Source organism: Oceanobacillus sp. CFH 90083, assembly GCF_009389585.1.
Taxonomy (GTDB): Bacteria; Bacillota; Bacilli; order Bacillales; family Amphibacillaceae; genus Oceanobacillus.
Window position 1 is genome coordinate 68,544 of the sequence record NZ_VIYG01000006.1, and the last position, 15,581, is coordinate 84,124.

A 15,581-nucleotide genomic window follows, 5' to 3' on the forward strand; every position below is an offset into this window, starting at 1 on the left:
AAAACCGCTGTTCATGCACTGGAATAGAAGTGTAATATAATTTTGTTGGAAATCTTTTGTTTGAAAAAATCAATAAAATGACAATACTTATAGCTTATTCTATTTCTGAAATAAGCACTGTTTCTCTTATAAATCTTCCATTTTGTATTCGGAAAAACCTTCGTAATCATAACTGGCGTCAATCCCTTTCATAAATATATCCCGATCACCTGCTTTTTCTGTCAAGGCTTCTTTCAGGATATACTTTATCTCCCTATCTTTCACAGGACTGCGTTCCATAGCCATTAAATAGTCTTCTTTTGCAGGTTAAGTATATCATAGGATCTGAAATAACCTTTGGTAAGTAATATGATACGGTATTGTTTAGATTAAAATAAATTAATCAAGATGTTTTTTATTCATAAAAAGTAAAGAGAGCCGGCCGGTTCCTGAATTTTGTTGTTGAGAATAATCAAGAGTGTATAGGGGATAGTTATATAATACTGTTATTTTATTCAGGCATAATTTATGTCATACATTACTGTCAGATTTTAAACGGAGACATCTCATGGATGGGTTGTCAACTTTATCTTTATAAGTGCGAAATAAACAATTGGCAGTTCATCTATATTAGAATAAATCAATCATATGTTATGCTGAAGGAAACAAACTTAAACTTTTAAAAAATGAGGCGATTTGATGACAGATAAACTTAATCAAGGCTGGAATTTGGAAAATACCTATCAGCAATTGCCGGATCTTTTCTATACGAGGGTGAAGCCGGCAAAAGTGGAACAGCCTGCGTTAGCCGTATATAATGAAAAGTTAGCTGAAGAACTGGGACTGGCTGATTCTGTTTTTAAAGATGGAGCGGAAACCTTCACGGGTACTAAGCTGCCAGAAGGAAGTGCTCCAATCGCTCAAGCCTATGCAGGGCATCAATTTGGTTCTTTTACGATGCTCGGTGATGGTCGTGCTGTATTACTTGGCGAACAAGTAAATCCTGAAGGTGAGCGTTATGATATTCATTTGAAAGGTTCAGGAAGGACCCCCTATTCACGCGGTGGAGATGGACGTGCCGTACTTGGACCAATGCTGCGAGAATATTTAATCAGCGAGGCAATGCATGGGTTGGGGATTCCGACAAGCCGCAGCTTAGCTGTAGCTACAACCGGCGAAATGGTATTTCGTGAAACACCGCTGCCTGGTGCTGTACTGACAAGGGTCGCAGAAAGCCATATTCGTGTCGGAACATTTCAATATGCAAGACAATGGGGAAATAAAGAAGACTTACAAGCTTTGGCAGATTATAGTATCAAGCGGCATTATCCTGAAATAGCAGAGGATGAAGACCGTTATTTAGCATTTTTGTATAAGGTGGCTGACAGGCAGGCTGCATTAATTGCAGACTGGCAGCTGAAAGGCTTTATCCATGGGGTGATGAATACCGATAATGTAGCGATCAGCGGGCAGACCATTGATTATGGGCCATGTGCTTTTATGGATCAGTATGACCGGAAAACGGTCTTTAGTTCAATTGATCAGCAGGGACGATATTCTTATGGCAATCAGCCGGGAATCGGTGCTTGGAATATGGCGCGTTTTGCAGAATCACTGTTAATTTTAATGCATGATGATGAAGAACAGGCTATTCCAAAGGCGAAGGAAGCTGTAGAAACCTATGTGCAGTCAGTAGAAGGATACTGGTTAGATGGAATGAGGCAGAAGCTTGGTATAATTGATAAAGGTGATGATGATAAAACGCTGATTCAAAATTTGCTGGATTTGCTGGAGAAATATCATGTAGATTTTACCAATACCTTTCGTTCCTTAACCCTGCGGCAGCTGGATTCTAATTCCGTCCTTTTCCAATCAACTGCTTTTAAAGAGTGGTATGAGGTATGGCAGGATAAGCTCAAAAATCAGTCCGTTTCCATGGAGGATGCTTATCAATTAATGAAGCAGCATAATCCATCCATCATTCCCCGAAATTATTTGGTGGAAGAAGCTTTAACAGCAGCTGTTTCCCAAGAGAATTATGAGCCTTTCCACGCTTTATTAGCTGCTTTGGAAAATCCGTATGCTTATACAAAAGAGCAGGAAAAATATGCTGTCAAGCCGCCGGAGCAGGATTATCAAACGTTTTGTGGGACATGATCATTTGTTGTGAAAAATCAGAACAGGGAAAGCCCATGAAAGCTTCCATTGTCATTTTGAGTTCATGGGCTTATTTTGTTTTTTATTACCTTTATTGTACAATTTAAATTTTTATAAAAAACAACAACTAAGAAGACCCATAATTAATTATAGCAATCCATTTATATAAATTATCATACTATAATTCACATATAAATATAGCAGAATCCCCGGGAATAGTAAGAAAATTCTATTTTGATAGAAAAAATGTTATCTGTTTCATTCATCTCGAGTTATTGATAATCTATTCATAGAGGGTGTTTAAATCCTAAGTGAATAAATCTCATGATGTGTTTGAGTCTTAGAATAATTGTAAAGGGAAGTGACAAAAATGGAAGCCAAATATACAAAAGCCTATGCTGGAAAATTAGATGCCCGGGATGAATTAAGAGACTTTCGTAATGAATTTTATTTAAAAAATGAATGCGTTTACATGGACGGTAATTCATTAGGATTAATGAGTAAAAGAGCAGAGCAGTCTGTCTATGATTTACTGAGCTCCTGGAGAGAATATGGCATTGACGGATGGACAGAAGGGAATCACCCCTGGTATTACTTATCTGAATCGCTTGGCGAAAAAATGTCTGAGCTCGTTGGTGCAAGTAAAGGAGAAGTAGTAGTAACCGGCTCGACAACAGTGAATTTACATCAGCTTGTTTCTACTTTTTACGAACCGGCAGGAAACAGAACAAAAATACTCGCAGACTCGCTTAACTTTCCCAGCGATATTTATGCTTTAAAGGCACAGTTAAAAGGAAAAGGGTACAATGAATCCTATCTTATTCAAGTACAGAGCGAAGATGGGCACATGCTGGATGAAGAGACAATTATTGAAGCAATGACAAAGGAGGTTGCATTAATCGTTTTGCCGAGTGTACTGTACCGGAGCGGGCAAATCTTAGATATGGAAAAGTTAACCAAAGCAGCGCATGAACGAGGGATAAAAATCGGTTTTGATTTATGTCATTCGATTGGAGCTATTCCGCATCAGCTGCATGAATGGGATGTTGATTTTGCATTTTGGTGTACTTATAAACATTTGAATGGCGGCCCTGGCAGTGTTGCGGCACTCTATGTGAATAAAAAACATCTCGGTGCTTCTCCTGGACTTGCAGGCTGGTTCAGCTCAGATAAAGAAAAACAGTTTGATATGGAACACACATTGACACCTGCATCAAATGCTGGAGCTTTCCAAATTGGAACACCACATATTTTAAGTGCTGCTCCACTAATCGGCGCATTGGATTTATTCCATGAAGCAGGGATTGAAAAGATACGAAGGAAATCCTTGCAGCTGACAGCGTATATGATGGATTTAATTGAATATGAATTAAAGGATTTTAATTTTGTCATCTGTAATCCGGTAAATGATAAGCAGCGCGGCGGACATATTTATCTTGAACACCCGGAGGCTGCACGGATTTGCAAGGCATTAAAAATGAAAAAAGTTATCCCTGATTTTAGGAAACCGTCTGGTATCCGGCTTGCACCAGTAGCTTTATATAATTCATTTACTGATGTTTATGACTGTGTGCAAACTATGAAAAATATTATGGAGGATAAAGTGTATGAGCAATATTCCAATGAAAGGGAGGTTGTGTCCTGATGTCTAAATGGATTGATATTTCGCAGCCGTTGAATAATAATTTAGCGCACTGGCCCGAGGATGAGCCATTTCATTATGAGACACCGGTAACCAAAGAGATGACGGGCTCTGTCAATATCGGCAGAATAACAACAAGCGCACATATCGGCACCCATGTTGATGCACCATTTCATTTTTTAAATGATGGGAAACGGATACTCGACTTAGATATTGAGCGCTATATTGGTCCCTGCATGGTCATTGATTTAAGTGACTTTGATGAAATTGACAAAAATGCTTTAAGAGCAAAAGGACTTTCTCATGCAGAACGGCTATTAATTAAGACAGCATTGCCGAATCAACCAGAACGGTTCCCGGAAGAAGTACCTCCGATTACTGCAGATGGTGCGGCGTACATGCAATCACTTGGTGTAAAGCTGGTAGGCGTAGATACACCGTCTGTAGACCGGATCTCTAGTAAAGATTTGACGGGGCATCATGCTTTATACCAGCATGATATTTATATTCTGGAGAATGTTATGCTGGATCACGTAGAGGAGGGAGCCTATGAACTGATTGCCTTGCCATTAGCATTGGAGGAGGGGGATGGAAGCCCTGTACGTGCTGTCATAAAACCTATTGAGGAGCGTTGAAAATGAAATCGGTTAATCAACATAAGGCTTTTGAAAATGAAAAAAGTCTTCATACAGATTTTAAAGCAAAAATGACATACAGTGACTATTTAGGGCTGAATACGTTATTGTCCAGCCAGCAGCCTTTGAGCAAACATCATGACGAAAAGCTATTCATCGTTGTCCACCACGTGAGCGAGCTTTGGATGAATTTAATTTTGCATGAAATCTATTCTGCAATTGAGGATATACAGGCAGATAACCTCAGGTCTTCCTTTAAAAAGCTTGCACGGGTAGCTCAAATACAAGAACAGCTGAAAAATGTATGGGATGTCCTTTCTACCATGACACCAAGTGAGTATATGGAATTTCGAGATAAGTTAGGAAATGCATCCGGTTTTCAATCCTATCAAAATAGATTAATAGAATTTGCCTTGGGATATAAAACAGAATATGTTCTAAAAATATATGAAAAAGAGCCAGAGCTTCATCAGGCTTTACAGGAAGCGCACGATGCACCGAGTCTTTATGATGTTTCGATTCGGGCACTTGCCAGAGCAGGTTTCTCGATTGATGAGGATGTATTGAGCAGGGACGTCAGTATTACGTACAAATCTAATGAAAGTGTGAAACAGGCGTGGATGACTGTATACAAAAATGTAGATCAATATTGGGAATTATATGAACTTGCTGAAGAGCTGGTAGATATTGAAGATTTATTTCAACAGTGGCGTTTCAGACATATGAAAACAGTAGAACGGATTATTGGCTTTAAAAAGGGGACAGGAGGTTCCGGCGGTGTGAGTTATTTGAAAAAGGTGCTTGATCAATACTTCTTCCCGGAATTGTGGGAATTACGGACGGAGCTGTAAATGGGGATACTGTTTTAGTTGAAGAAAGAAGAGATTGGGCACGAAACTGCGTATGCAGGGTAAGAATAATAGCAGTTCTTTCTCTTCTTTCCGTCTTTCAAAAGTATATGCTTGATAACTGATATAGAAGTGTGTGTTCAACAAGTAATCAAATTAGAAGCAAGAAGATGAAGGCAACAGGTTTTTTACGAACGGGCTTGCGCGTGTTGTGATGATTTCTATGTTATCCGCACGATGCAGACAAACTTAACTAAAATTCTTAAATATGTGAGTATCGGACAAAACACGTTAACGCAGAGATTCGCTGCTTATCTTTGGGAGCTTTTTGAACATCCTCTAGAAGTGTTTTATTTCTTAATTCGATAATGCGAAACGGTTACTTCAGCTATTCTAAGGATTTCAAAGTGAAGATCTTCAGGTTCAATCACTTTCATTTGATTCGCGAATCCCAGGATATATCTTTTGGCCTCTTCCTGTGTATCAAAAGCTAATTTAACAGGTACCCATCCTTCTTTATCGATTGGATTAGACTTTATTATCCGTACAAAATGATTTGCAAAGGATAATCTCGGTAAAACTTCTTGAGCGACCTTTACCCATACTTCATAGGTCGGTAATGCTTTTATAAAAGCTTGCTTAGAAGTTTTCCAATACTGCGCAATGTCAAAGCTCTCAGGTCTTTCAAATGTTTCCTTCATCGGTGCAGCGGATTGAATCCGTGAAGCCCGGTAATTTCGAATAGCTCCATTTTCTTTAGCGGCAATTAAATACCAGCTACTGCCTTTAGCGACTAGTCCAAGCGGTTGTACGATATAATTATTCGTTTGTCCATCTGCGCGCTGATAGACGATATCCAATTTATAATTTTCCCATATAGCATTTTTCAAAACCTCAAAGGATGCTATTTTTTCTTTTGTATCCCGCCAGGAACTGGTATCAATATGAATGCGATTCCATACATCCTTTGCATTTTCGCGAAATATGGCAGGAAGGGAAGCGATCAGTTTATTTCTGGCATCTTCAGAAGTCCGGGTTAGTCCTAAGTCTTCAAGTAGTTGTGGAGAGCCCGGAACAAATAAAGCACGTATTTCAGCTTCCTTTAATCCGGTTAAATCAGTCTGGTATCCTTCGACTAAAGACCAGCCTCCATTTTTCCCGCGATCAGCAAAAACTGGAATGCCGGCCCCGCTTAAAGCTTCCATATCTCTATAAATCGTCCGTTCGGAAACTTCCAGCTTTTCAGCTAACTCTTTAGCAGTCATCTGTCCATGTGATTGCAACATTAAAAGAATAGATATTAAACGGTCGCCTCTCAATAAAATCACCTTTTTATATTTATTTAATTAAATATGACAATAGTTGTCAAGAATCCGTTTGTATAATGTAAATATATTCACACGAAAGGAATGAAATTAATGAAAAATCTTCATGGGAAAGTTGCGCTTGTTACAGGCGGGAGCAGAGGAGCAGGGCGCGGCATTGCGATAGAGTTGGGAAAGGCTGGTGCAATCGTATATGTTACCGGCCGGAGTGTAAAAGGGGCATCTACAAATAATTGGCCGGGAACGATAGATGACACTGTTTTGGAAATAGAAGCTGCGGGTGGAACAGGGATTGCAGTTCAGTGTGATCATACAAATGATATAGAGACAGAAGCCGTAATTTCTCAAATTCGTAAAGAGCAGGGAAGGCTGGATATTTTGATTAATAATGTATGGGGCGCTCATGATTTAGGAGTTGATGGGAAACCTTTCTGGGAGCTGCCATTAAAAAATTGGGATACAATGTTTACTGCAGGTGTGCGTGCTCAACTGGCAACAAATCATTTTGCAGTTCCATTACTCCGTGAAAATAAACAGGCACTCATTGTTCATACAACTTTCTGGGATCATGGCAAGTACACAGGACAGTTTTATTATGATTTAGCTAAAAATGCTTTGATACGGATGGCTTATGGACTTTCTATCGAATTAAAAGCAGATAATATTGCTGTTCTTGCTGTTTCTCCCGGATTTATGCGGACGGAGCTTGTATTGAAATATCATGATTCAGATGAATTACATTGGGAAGAAGCAGAAGATTTAAAGCAAACGGAAACCCCATATTATGTCGGGCGGGGCATAACTGCATTAGCAAATGATTCAAATGTGATGAAGAAAAGCGGCCAAGTGTTCAGAATTGGAGAACTGGCGAAAGAGTACAAATTTACAGATGTTGATGGGCGTTATATTCCACCATTTACAATATAGTTATGCTTTTTGTATCATTGTAAAAAAATTGCTTTTTAACCATGTAAGAATTGGTGATTTTAGTACTTTAGATTTTAGCGCAGTGTAGCTTGCTGTAAAGCTTCCACTTCAAAAAAGAGAAAATGGAGAATACGAAGAGGAACTCAAGCAGTAACGGCTTGATTAGTTCAAATGCCTTTAGATCATGCTTTTGGTACTGTCATTCATTGGGAATAAAAAACCCTGCCTGAGTGAATTTTTACTTTAGAAATGGACAGCTTGCTAATGATAAAATAATTAAATCCCCTACTCCATTACAGCGGTGATGCAGCGGGGGATTGTTAATATTATGGGATGAATGAACAAGAGAAGTGTTATGCTTGTTCAGAATAATGGCGGAGTTTTTTCTCATGCTGGGCAACTTTACTTAACAGAAAATCGGTAGTATTTTGCGTTTCTGTTAAATCTGTTCGAATCCCGTCTATCTTTTTTCCTAAGTGATCAAAGCCTTTGTCCATCCTGGTTTCCAAGTCTGCCCTCATGTTATCCATTTTAGAATCCATTTGTTCAAACCTCTGATCGATGTCATCAAACTTCTTATCAATGTGTTCAAATCTCTGATCAATGTCATTAAACTTCGTATTAATGTGATCAAATTTTTTATCAATATGTTTGGAATGAAGTTCTAAAGCATGCAATATTTCTTTTAACATTGTATCCTGTTCCATAGCTTTCACCTCCTTTTCCAATAGTATAAATGAATCTTTACAGATTGGGAAGTGTTTGAAAGAAATAATGGAACCAAGTTTGTGATGATATGGATAATAAATAACCCTTGAGAGAACGAAAATAAAAAGAAAATTATTTTTCGATGGCGATTTATAATGGATTTAAATGAAAATATGGAACCGTAGAACTTGCTTTAGAACAAAATGCTGCGTTTGTGTTTTTGGAGCCTTCGTGTTATATATTCGATGAATTACATACATTTTTACTATATTAGTATGGAAGAGCTAAAATAGATAGGTAAAATATCCATTTCTCTATTGCAATTGAAACCGTCATCATCTATAATGAAATTATTCAAAGGATTGTTACTGTTCGGCAGGCAAAACCTGGATTAATCGCTGAGGATTGTTAGGCTATCTGCCTGCAATTTTGGATTAATCCAGGTTTTTTTCTGAACAAGCAGATATCAGGGGAATTAAAAAATACTCTTTTCAGGTGTGAATGCAATTGAAAATTACGAAAGTACTAAATAATAATGTCGTTATGTCAAAAGATGAATCGAATCAGGAAATGGTTGTGATGGGCAGGGGGTTAGCCTTTCAAAAAAAGGCAGGCGAGGAAATTGACGCAGCTCAAATTGAGAAAACCTTTGTATTGGAGAATTCTAATGTTGCTAAGAAGCTTGCGGAATTAATGAAAGAAACTTCGGAAATATACTTGGATCTCTCCTATAAAATTCTTGAGTTAGCTAAAGCGAATTTGACATATAAATTGGATAATTATTTATATGTCGCCTTAACCGATCATTTAAGTTTTGCAATTACAAGACATAAAAACGGTATCGATTTGAAAAATCCGTTATTATGGGAAATTCGCAGGTACTATAAGCAAGAGTTTCAAATTGCATTAAAAGCGTTGGATATAGTGGAAGAGGGCACCGGAGTCAGGCTTGTAGAGGATGAGGCAGCTTCCATTGCTCTGCATCTGGTTAATAGTCAGCTGTCCGGGGAAAATATGGATACAGCAATCAAAGTAACGGAACTTGTTAATAATATTCTGAATATTGTCAGATATTTTTTCAAAATAGAGTTGGATGAGAATTCTATTAACTATGATCGATTTCTATCGCATCTCCGCTTCTTTGCTACCCGTTTCATTCGTAAAGAAAAATCAGGTGATACACATGATAATTTCCTGTATGAGCAGGTTAAAAAGAAGTATATAGCAGCATTTGAATGTACAGAACGAATTGCAGCCTACATTGCCAAAAACTATGATTGGGATATTTCCAATGATGAAAAAGTTTATTTAACATTGCATATCCACCGAATTACTAATCGGCATCAAATAGATACAACATCTTGAGGTAATAAATATTTGTAAATTGAATACTTACATTAGGATTGTTACTGATGAAGCAGGCAAAACCTAAGTTATCTCGCAGTTTAAGGAGCGGAGTCTCTTTATGCTGTGTGTAACTTAGGTTTTTTTTATGAACTATAAGGAGGTGGTTCCAAATAAAGCGTTCCCTATCACGGAATTATTTTACCTTTTAGGAAGTTTAAAATTATTACAATGAATTTCAGCGGGACGGGTAATACAGAGCCCCAATGAAGTACTTCCATGCAGTTGCAGATACCGCATATGTAATGGATCTTCTGTTTGGTACAAATTTTGCAGAAAATAAGAAATAACTTTATCTGATTGATTTTACTACATTAGAAAGAGGGGAAAACAATGAAATATGAGCAGCTAGCCAAAGATATTATCAAAAATGTTGGCGGAAAAGAAAACGTTTACAGTGTCGTTCATTGTATTACGCGTCTTCGCTTTAAATTAAAAGATGAAGATAAGGCGAATACAGAGGTATTAAAAGAAATGGATGGTGTTGTGACGGTAATGAAAAGTGCCGGTCAATATCAGGTTGTTATCGGCAATCATGTACCTGATGTGTATAAAGCAGTAGTGCAGGCTGGAGGTTTTGAGACGAGTCGACCTGTAGATGAAGACGATGGAGAGAAAGGCAGCTTACTTAACCGTTTTATTGATATGATTTCCGGTATCTTTACTCCGATTCTTGGTGTGCTGGCAGCATCCGGGATGATTAAAGGCTTCAATGCTTTGTTTGTTGCAGTTGGATGGCTTAGTGAAGAAGGCGGGACATATCAGGTTTTAAATGCAACTGGAGATGCATTATTTTATTTCCTGCCGATTCTTTTAGGGTATAGTGCGATGAAGAAGTTTGGTGGAACGCCTTTTATTGGGATGGTTATTGCCATGGCGTTAGTCTATCCAGCGCTGGAAGGAATACCTGGAGCGGAAGAACCGTTGTATACACTATTTGCAGGAACAGTGTTTGAGTCACCTGTCTATATAGAGTTCTTTGGCATTCCTGTTATTTTAATGACGTATTCTATGTCAGTTATACCAATTATTGTAGCAACATTTTTTGCAGCTAAACTTGAAAATAGGTTGGCCAAACTAACGCCAAATGTTGTAAAAATGTTTTTTGTACCTATGTTCACGTTACTTATTATTGTGCCATTAACATTTATTGTGATTGGTCCAATTGCAACATGGGCGAGCCAGCTGCTGGGACAAGTAACCATCTGGGTTTATGATTTAAGCCCTGTTATTGCGGGAGCTTTCCTTGGCGGTTTCTGGATGGTGTTTGTCATGTTTGGATTGCATTGGGGGCTGATTCCAATTGCATTTAATAATGTTGCTGTTACAGGATCGGATCCCATTTTAGCATTAATCTTTGTACATTCCTTTGCCTTAGCAGCTGCAGTACTGGCTATTTGGATAAAAACAAAAAATCAAACTACGAAAACATTGAGTGCACCCGCATTTATTTCTTCTATGTTTGGTGTCACCGAGCCAGCTCTATATGGTATTGCTTTACCGCTAAAGAGACCGTTTATTATCTCACTGATATCATCCGCAATTGGTGGTGCGATTATAGGATTATTTGGCACAAAAATTCATCTGCTTGGCGGACTTGGTATATTTCAATTCCCGGCTATGATTCATCCGGAAGAAGGGTTGAACACTGCATTTGTAGGTACGATTATAGCTGCCGGGGTTGGAATGGTTCTAGCTTTTGTATTGACTTATTTCTTTGGCGGTATTAATCAAAAAACAGATGCAAAGGCAACAGAAGGACCTGCTTCAAGAGCAGAGGAACCCGTTGTAGACGGTATAAAAAATGAGGATATTATCAGTCCATTAACAGGAGAAGTAATTGTGCTGGAAGAACTGGAAGATACGGCATTTGCTTCGGGTACGCTTGGACAAGGAATTGCAGTTGAACCAATGGAAGGAAAATTAATTTCACCTGCCTCTGGAACGGTCTCAGCGATCTTTCCTACAAATCATGCGATTGGAATTACAACTGAAGCCGGTGCGGAAATTTTAATTCATATCGGCATGGACACGGTACAATTGGATGGAAAGCATTTTACAGGTCATGTGGAGCAGGGAGCACAAGTGGACAAAGGGCAGCTTCTGATTGAATTTGATATAGAAGCAATTAAAAAAGCCGGCTTTCCAGTAACGACACCGATTATTGTAACAAACTCAGGTGACTATACAGAAATCACACCGACGGAAGCAAAACAACGGAAGCTTGGTGATCCGCTGCTTTCATTAAAAAAATAACGGATTGCAAATAGATGGGAGGAAAGTATGGAATTTGCCCTTTCCTTCCAAATACAAAATAAAGGAGTTTTTAATGATGTCAAAATTTCCAAAAGGATTTTTATGGGGCGGAGCAGTAGCTGCAAACCAGGTGGAGGGTGCATATTTGGAAGATGGAAAAGGATTAACTTCTGTTGATTTATTACCAACAGGTGCAAAGCGCTGGGACGTTATGAAAGGAAAAGTGGAGATCCTGAAACCTGTTGAGGGTGAATTTTATCCATCACACAAAGCAATTGATTTTTATCATCGTTATAAAGAGGATATTGCCTTGTTTGCGGAGATGGGCTTTAAAGCATTACGAATTTCTATTTCATGGGCACGTATTTTTCCAAATGGGGATGATGCAGCACCCAATGAAGCAGGGCTCCAATTTTATGACGATTTATTTGATGAAATGCGTAAATATGATATTGAGCCGGTTGTGACGATTGCTCATTTTGATGTGCCTGTCCATTTAATTGAAGCATATGGAAGCTGGAGAAATCGCAAGCTTGTGCAATTCTTTGAAACCTATGCAAAAACCATTTTCGCCCGTTATCAGGATAAAGTGAAATATTGGATGACATTTAATGAAATTAATATGCTCTTACATCTGCCTTTTGTAGGCGCTGGTCTAGTGTTTAAAGAAGGGGAAGATGAATTACAAATCAAATATCAAGCGGCACATCATCAGCTGGTGGCGAGTGCCTTAGCTGTCAAAGCTGGTCATGAAATCATTCCTGATGCAAAAATCGGCTGTATGCTGGCAGCAGGTACGACTTATCCGTATACATCGAATCCAGATGATGTTGCAAAAGCAATGGAAAGAGACCGGGAGTCCTTCTTCTTTATTGATGTTCAGTCCCGCGGGAAGTATCCTGGTTATGCCAAGCGCTTTTTGAAGGATAATAACCTGCACATTGAAATGGAAGAAAATGATGAAGAACTTTTGAAAGAGCACACAGTTGACTATATCGGTTTCAGCTATTATTCCAGCAGAACGACAAGCACCGATCCAGAGATTTTAAAGGATATTACAGACGGCAATGTATTTGCATCTGTTGCCAATCCATATCTGAAAGCATCGGAGTGGGGCTGGACTATTGATCCAAAAGGCTTCCGTATCACTGCAAATCAGCTTTATGATCGTTATGAAAAGCCATTGTTTGTCGTGGAAAATGGACTTGGGGCGATAGATGAATTAAATGCTGACGGTACAATTGATGATGACTATCGTATCGATTATTTGAAAGAGCATATTGCTGAAATGAGGGAAGCGATCGAGGATGGTGTGGATATTATCGGTTATACCAGCTGGGGACCGATTGACATTGTCAGTGCGTCAACTGGTGAGATGAAAAAACGATATGGCTATATTTATGTAGATCGTGATAATGAAGGAAAAGGATCATTAAAACGTTCGAAAAAGAAAAGCTTTGCCTGGTATAAGCAGGTGATTGCATCAAATGGTGAGCAGCTGTAATCTGAATGGATAATAATCATTTGACTATGAAGAGGTTGAGATTTTGTACAATATGAAAAATAGCGTATTAAAAAAGGAAAGTATATGTTGGGTATGACATATGCTTTCTTCTTCATTATCAAGAAGCCCTGGAACTTTTAGATAACGAGCAGCCTGCTTCAGAGAATTATTTGTAACAATCGTCTATATACTGAATATTTTAGAAGGGAGTAATGTAGAAAGGAATGGTACAATGAACGATCAGTCTGAAACGAACCCGCAACATGAACAGCCTTATAATCAAGGAGTAAACCCACATCGTGAACAGCTTTATGATCAGGGAGTAAACCCACAGCATGAGCAGCAGAGAACAAATCTACAACATGAAATGAACCCATACCCTGAGCGGCCTTATAATCAGGAAATGAATATGCAGTCTATGGAGCATAATCCTCATGCAAAACAAATGTACGATACATGTAAAAAATTCCATCTATACTTTGTACAAATTCAAACAACAGAAGGACAAATGTATGACGGAATTATTGAGGATGTAGATAATGAAGGGGTGACCATGCTCATCCCAGATGGTGATATGGAACGGGGAGAAGGAATGGAACGTCAATTTGGATTTGGCTACGGTGGATATGGTTTCCCAAGAAGATTTCGGCGTTTTAGACGTTTCCGATTCCCGTTTTTTCTGTTAAGCAGTTTATTTTTCCCGTATTATTATTAATATTTACTTTATCTATATTGTGCAAATAACCGCCAATCATTGGTGGTTATTTGCATTTCCTGCTGTTAATGAAAGCGGGAGAAGGATAATGCATAGAAAGGATTTTTTTGAGCCGCACGATAATTGCTTTAAAGCAATATGTTTGATGAAAAAGAGTAAAATTTTAGTCAAGAAATGTATTCTATCTATAGTCGGCACTCTCTTAGAAAGCAAAAATCTATGCTATAATGAAAAACAATTTAGAGGATGAGAGGGAGATAATTATTTGAAGAAAAATGTACTGTATATTGATGCTAACTTAGAAATTGAGTGAATAATCATTGGAAAAAGCGGGATATCCGTTTTCATTGATTACTTTCTGGGGACAATGCGGAATAAGAAGTGTCCCATCATAATTAAGGTGCCAAAAGAATGAAAGCTGAGATAAGGCAGACAGAGCAATTACCCTGTTTGGATATAACATGAGTTTTATCTGACTTTAGAGCTGCTATCATGTTAAAAAAACAAAGGAGTGAGGACCATTCCTAATAAAAGAATCCTGGCAATCAGTGATATTCATGGCTGCTATCAAGAGCTTGTACAATTATTAAAATTAAATGATTATAATCCGAAAGACGACCAGCTTATTTTGCTTGGAGACTATATTGACAGAGGTCCTGAATCAAAGCGGACAGTCGCTTATATCATGAAGCTGGTAGAAGAAGGAGCGATTGCTTTACGGGGAAACCATGATCAGATGTTCTTAGAGTTTATTTTTAGTGATGATCCAGATAAAGAGCGCCGCTATTTAATGAATGGAGGGATGACAACGCTGGAAACATATGTCGGGGAAGACTATTTTCCAGATGATGCTGCAGGAGAGCATTTACATTCTGCCAGGCAGCTAATCAAAGAAACAGATAGGGAGCATTTAGCGTTCCTGTCTAACCTGCCGTATTATTTTGAAACGGAAAAGCATCTTTTTGTTCATGCAGGCATCGACCCATCATTGGCGGATTGGAAGAATACTCCTGATTACGATAAAATCTGGATTCGTCATGAATTTCTGGGGTTTGATCACCCCCATCATTTTACTGTTGTTCATGGGCATTCACCCACGCAATATATTCGGGGCCGCAAAGACAATAGTATCTTTTTTGGCAATAAAAAGATTGGAATTGATGGGGCCTGTGCTTATGGAGGCAGATTAAATTGTTTAATTATTATGGAGGATTCGTATCAGACGACATATATCAGTAATGAAAAAGCATGAAGCTAAAACTGGGAAAATGTACGTATTCCATGTGCTGCTTAAGCCGTGGACGTACTTGTTACGACTGTTTCACGTCCGTGGAATAATCAAAAGTAAAGGCTGTGAAACAAGTGATGATAGAATCGGTTTATATTCCTCATATGAATAGTGAAGCAGCAAGGTCCTGTATGCTGTTTTCTGTTTAGGGAATCTGTGTTTTTAAGGGGATAAAAACAGCCTGGATTTAGCA

Annotated in this window: 13 protein-coding genes; 10 read left to right on the forward strand and 3 right to left on the reverse strand. The window is 38.5% G+C overall.

Translation table 11 applies throughout. The features are described from left to right. Positions 1 to 126: 126 nt before the first annotated feature. Positions 127 to 285, reverse strand: a complete 159-nt coding sequence (locus FLK20_RS10855; RefSeq protein WP_370453186.1) for a hypothetical protein — start codon at positions 283 to 285, stop codon at positions 127 to 129. A gap of 393 nt (positions 286 to 678) precedes the next feature. On the opposite strand from FLK20_RS10855, the gene FLK20_RS10860 reads away from it, so the two are divergent. The 4 genes from FLK20_RS10860 to kynA all read left to right on the forward strand — a co-directional run bounded on the left by FLK20_RS10860 (position 679) and on the right by kynA (position 5,264). After that, positions 679 to 2,136: a protein adenylyltransferase SelO gene (locus FLK20_RS10860; protein ID WP_152656585.1), complete on the forward strand. Its 1,458-nt coding sequence runs from the start codon at positions 679 to 681 to the stop codon at positions 2,134 to 2,136. Between the two features lie 370 nt (positions 2,137 to 2,506). Continuing rightward, positions 2,507 to 3,781 carry a kynureninase gene (gene kynU, locus FLK20_RS10865; protein ID WP_152656586.1) on the forward strand — a complete coding sequence of 425 codons (1,275 nt, stop codon included), beginning with the start codon at positions 2,507 to 2,509 and terminating at the stop codon, positions 3,779 to 3,781. Continuing rightward, positions 3,781 to 4,413, forward strand: coding sequence for an arylformamidase (gene kynB / locus FLK20_RS10870; RefSeq protein WP_152656587.1), 633 nt, complete (start codon positions 3,781 to 3,783; stop codon positions 4,411 to 4,413). The genes kynU and kynB overlap by 1 nt, the downstream gene beginning before the upstream one ends. A gap of 2 nt (positions 4,414 to 4,415) precedes the next feature. Continuing rightward, positions 4,416 to 5,264 carry a tryptophan 2,3-dioxygenase gene (gene kynA, locus FLK20_RS10875; protein WP_152656588.1) on the forward strand — a complete coding sequence of 283 codons (849 nt, stop codon included), beginning with the start codon at positions 4,416 to 4,418 and terminating at the stop codon, positions 5,262 to 5,264. A gap of 347 nt (positions 5,265 to 5,611) precedes the next feature. Here kynA and FLK20_RS10880 read toward each other — a convergent pair whose 3' ends face one another. Next, entirely contained in the window at positions 5,612 to 6,580 is a 969-nt protein-coding gene (locus FLK20_RS10880) for a helix-turn-helix transcriptional regulator (protein ID WP_152656589.1), read from the reverse strand. A 99-nt stretch (positions 6,581 to 6,679) separates the two neighbouring features. On the opposite strand from FLK20_RS10880, the gene FLK20_RS10885 reads away from it, so the two are divergent. Continuing rightward, positions 6,680 to 7,513 carry an SDR family NAD(P)-dependent oxidoreductase gene (locus tag FLK20_RS10885; RefSeq protein ID WP_152656590.1) on the forward strand — a complete coding sequence of 278 codons (834 nt, stop codon included), beginning with the start codon at positions 6,680 to 6,682 and terminating at the stop codon, positions 7,511 to 7,513. 353 nt (positions 7,514 to 7,866) lie between these two features. On the opposite strand, the gene FLK20_RS10890 is transcribed toward FLK20_RS10885, so the two are convergent. Further along, complete coding sequence (locus FLK20_RS10890) at positions 7,867 to 8,220, reverse strand: hypothetical protein (protein WP_152656591.1); 354 nt, start codon at positions 8,218 to 8,220, stop codon at positions 7,867 to 7,869. Positions 8,221 to 8,728: 508 nt separating this feature from the next. Between FLK20_RS10890 and licT the strand changes: the two genes are divergently transcribed. The 5 genes from licT (at position 8,729) to FLK20_RS10915 (ending at position 15,352) form a co-directional block, all read left to right on the forward strand. Beyond that, positions 8,729 to 9,586: a BglG family transcription antiterminator LicT gene (licT, locus tag FLK20_RS10895; RefSeq protein WP_152656592.1), complete on the forward strand. Its 858-nt coding sequence runs from the start codon at positions 8,729 to 8,731 to the stop codon at positions 9,584 to 9,586. 372 nt (positions 9,587 to 9,958) lie between these two features. After that, positions 9,959 to 11,881 carry a beta-glucoside-specific PTS transporter subunit IIABC gene (locus tag FLK20_RS10900; RefSeq protein WP_152656593.1) on the forward strand — a complete coding sequence of 641 codons (1,923 nt, stop codon included), beginning with the start codon at positions 9,959 to 9,961 and terminating at the stop codon, positions 11,879 to 11,881. Positions 11,882 to 11,957: 76 nt separating this feature from the next. Further along, entirely contained in the window at positions 11,958 to 13,385 is a 1,428-nt protein-coding gene (locus tag FLK20_RS10905; RefSeq protein ID WP_152656594.1) for a 6-phospho-beta-glucosidase, read from the forward strand. Between the two features lie 232 nt (positions 13,386 to 13,617). Then, entirely contained in the window at positions 13,618 to 14,100 is a 483-nt protein-coding gene (locus FLK20_RS10910; protein ID WP_152656595.1) for a hypothetical protein, read from the forward strand. Positions 14,101 to 14,611: 511 nt separating this feature from the next. After that, a complete protein-coding gene (locus FLK20_RS10915; protein WP_152656596.1) occupies positions 14,612 to 15,352 on the forward strand; it encodes a metallophosphoesterase family protein in 741 nt (246 codons plus the stop codon). Positions 15,353 to 15,581: the final 229 nt, after the last annotated feature.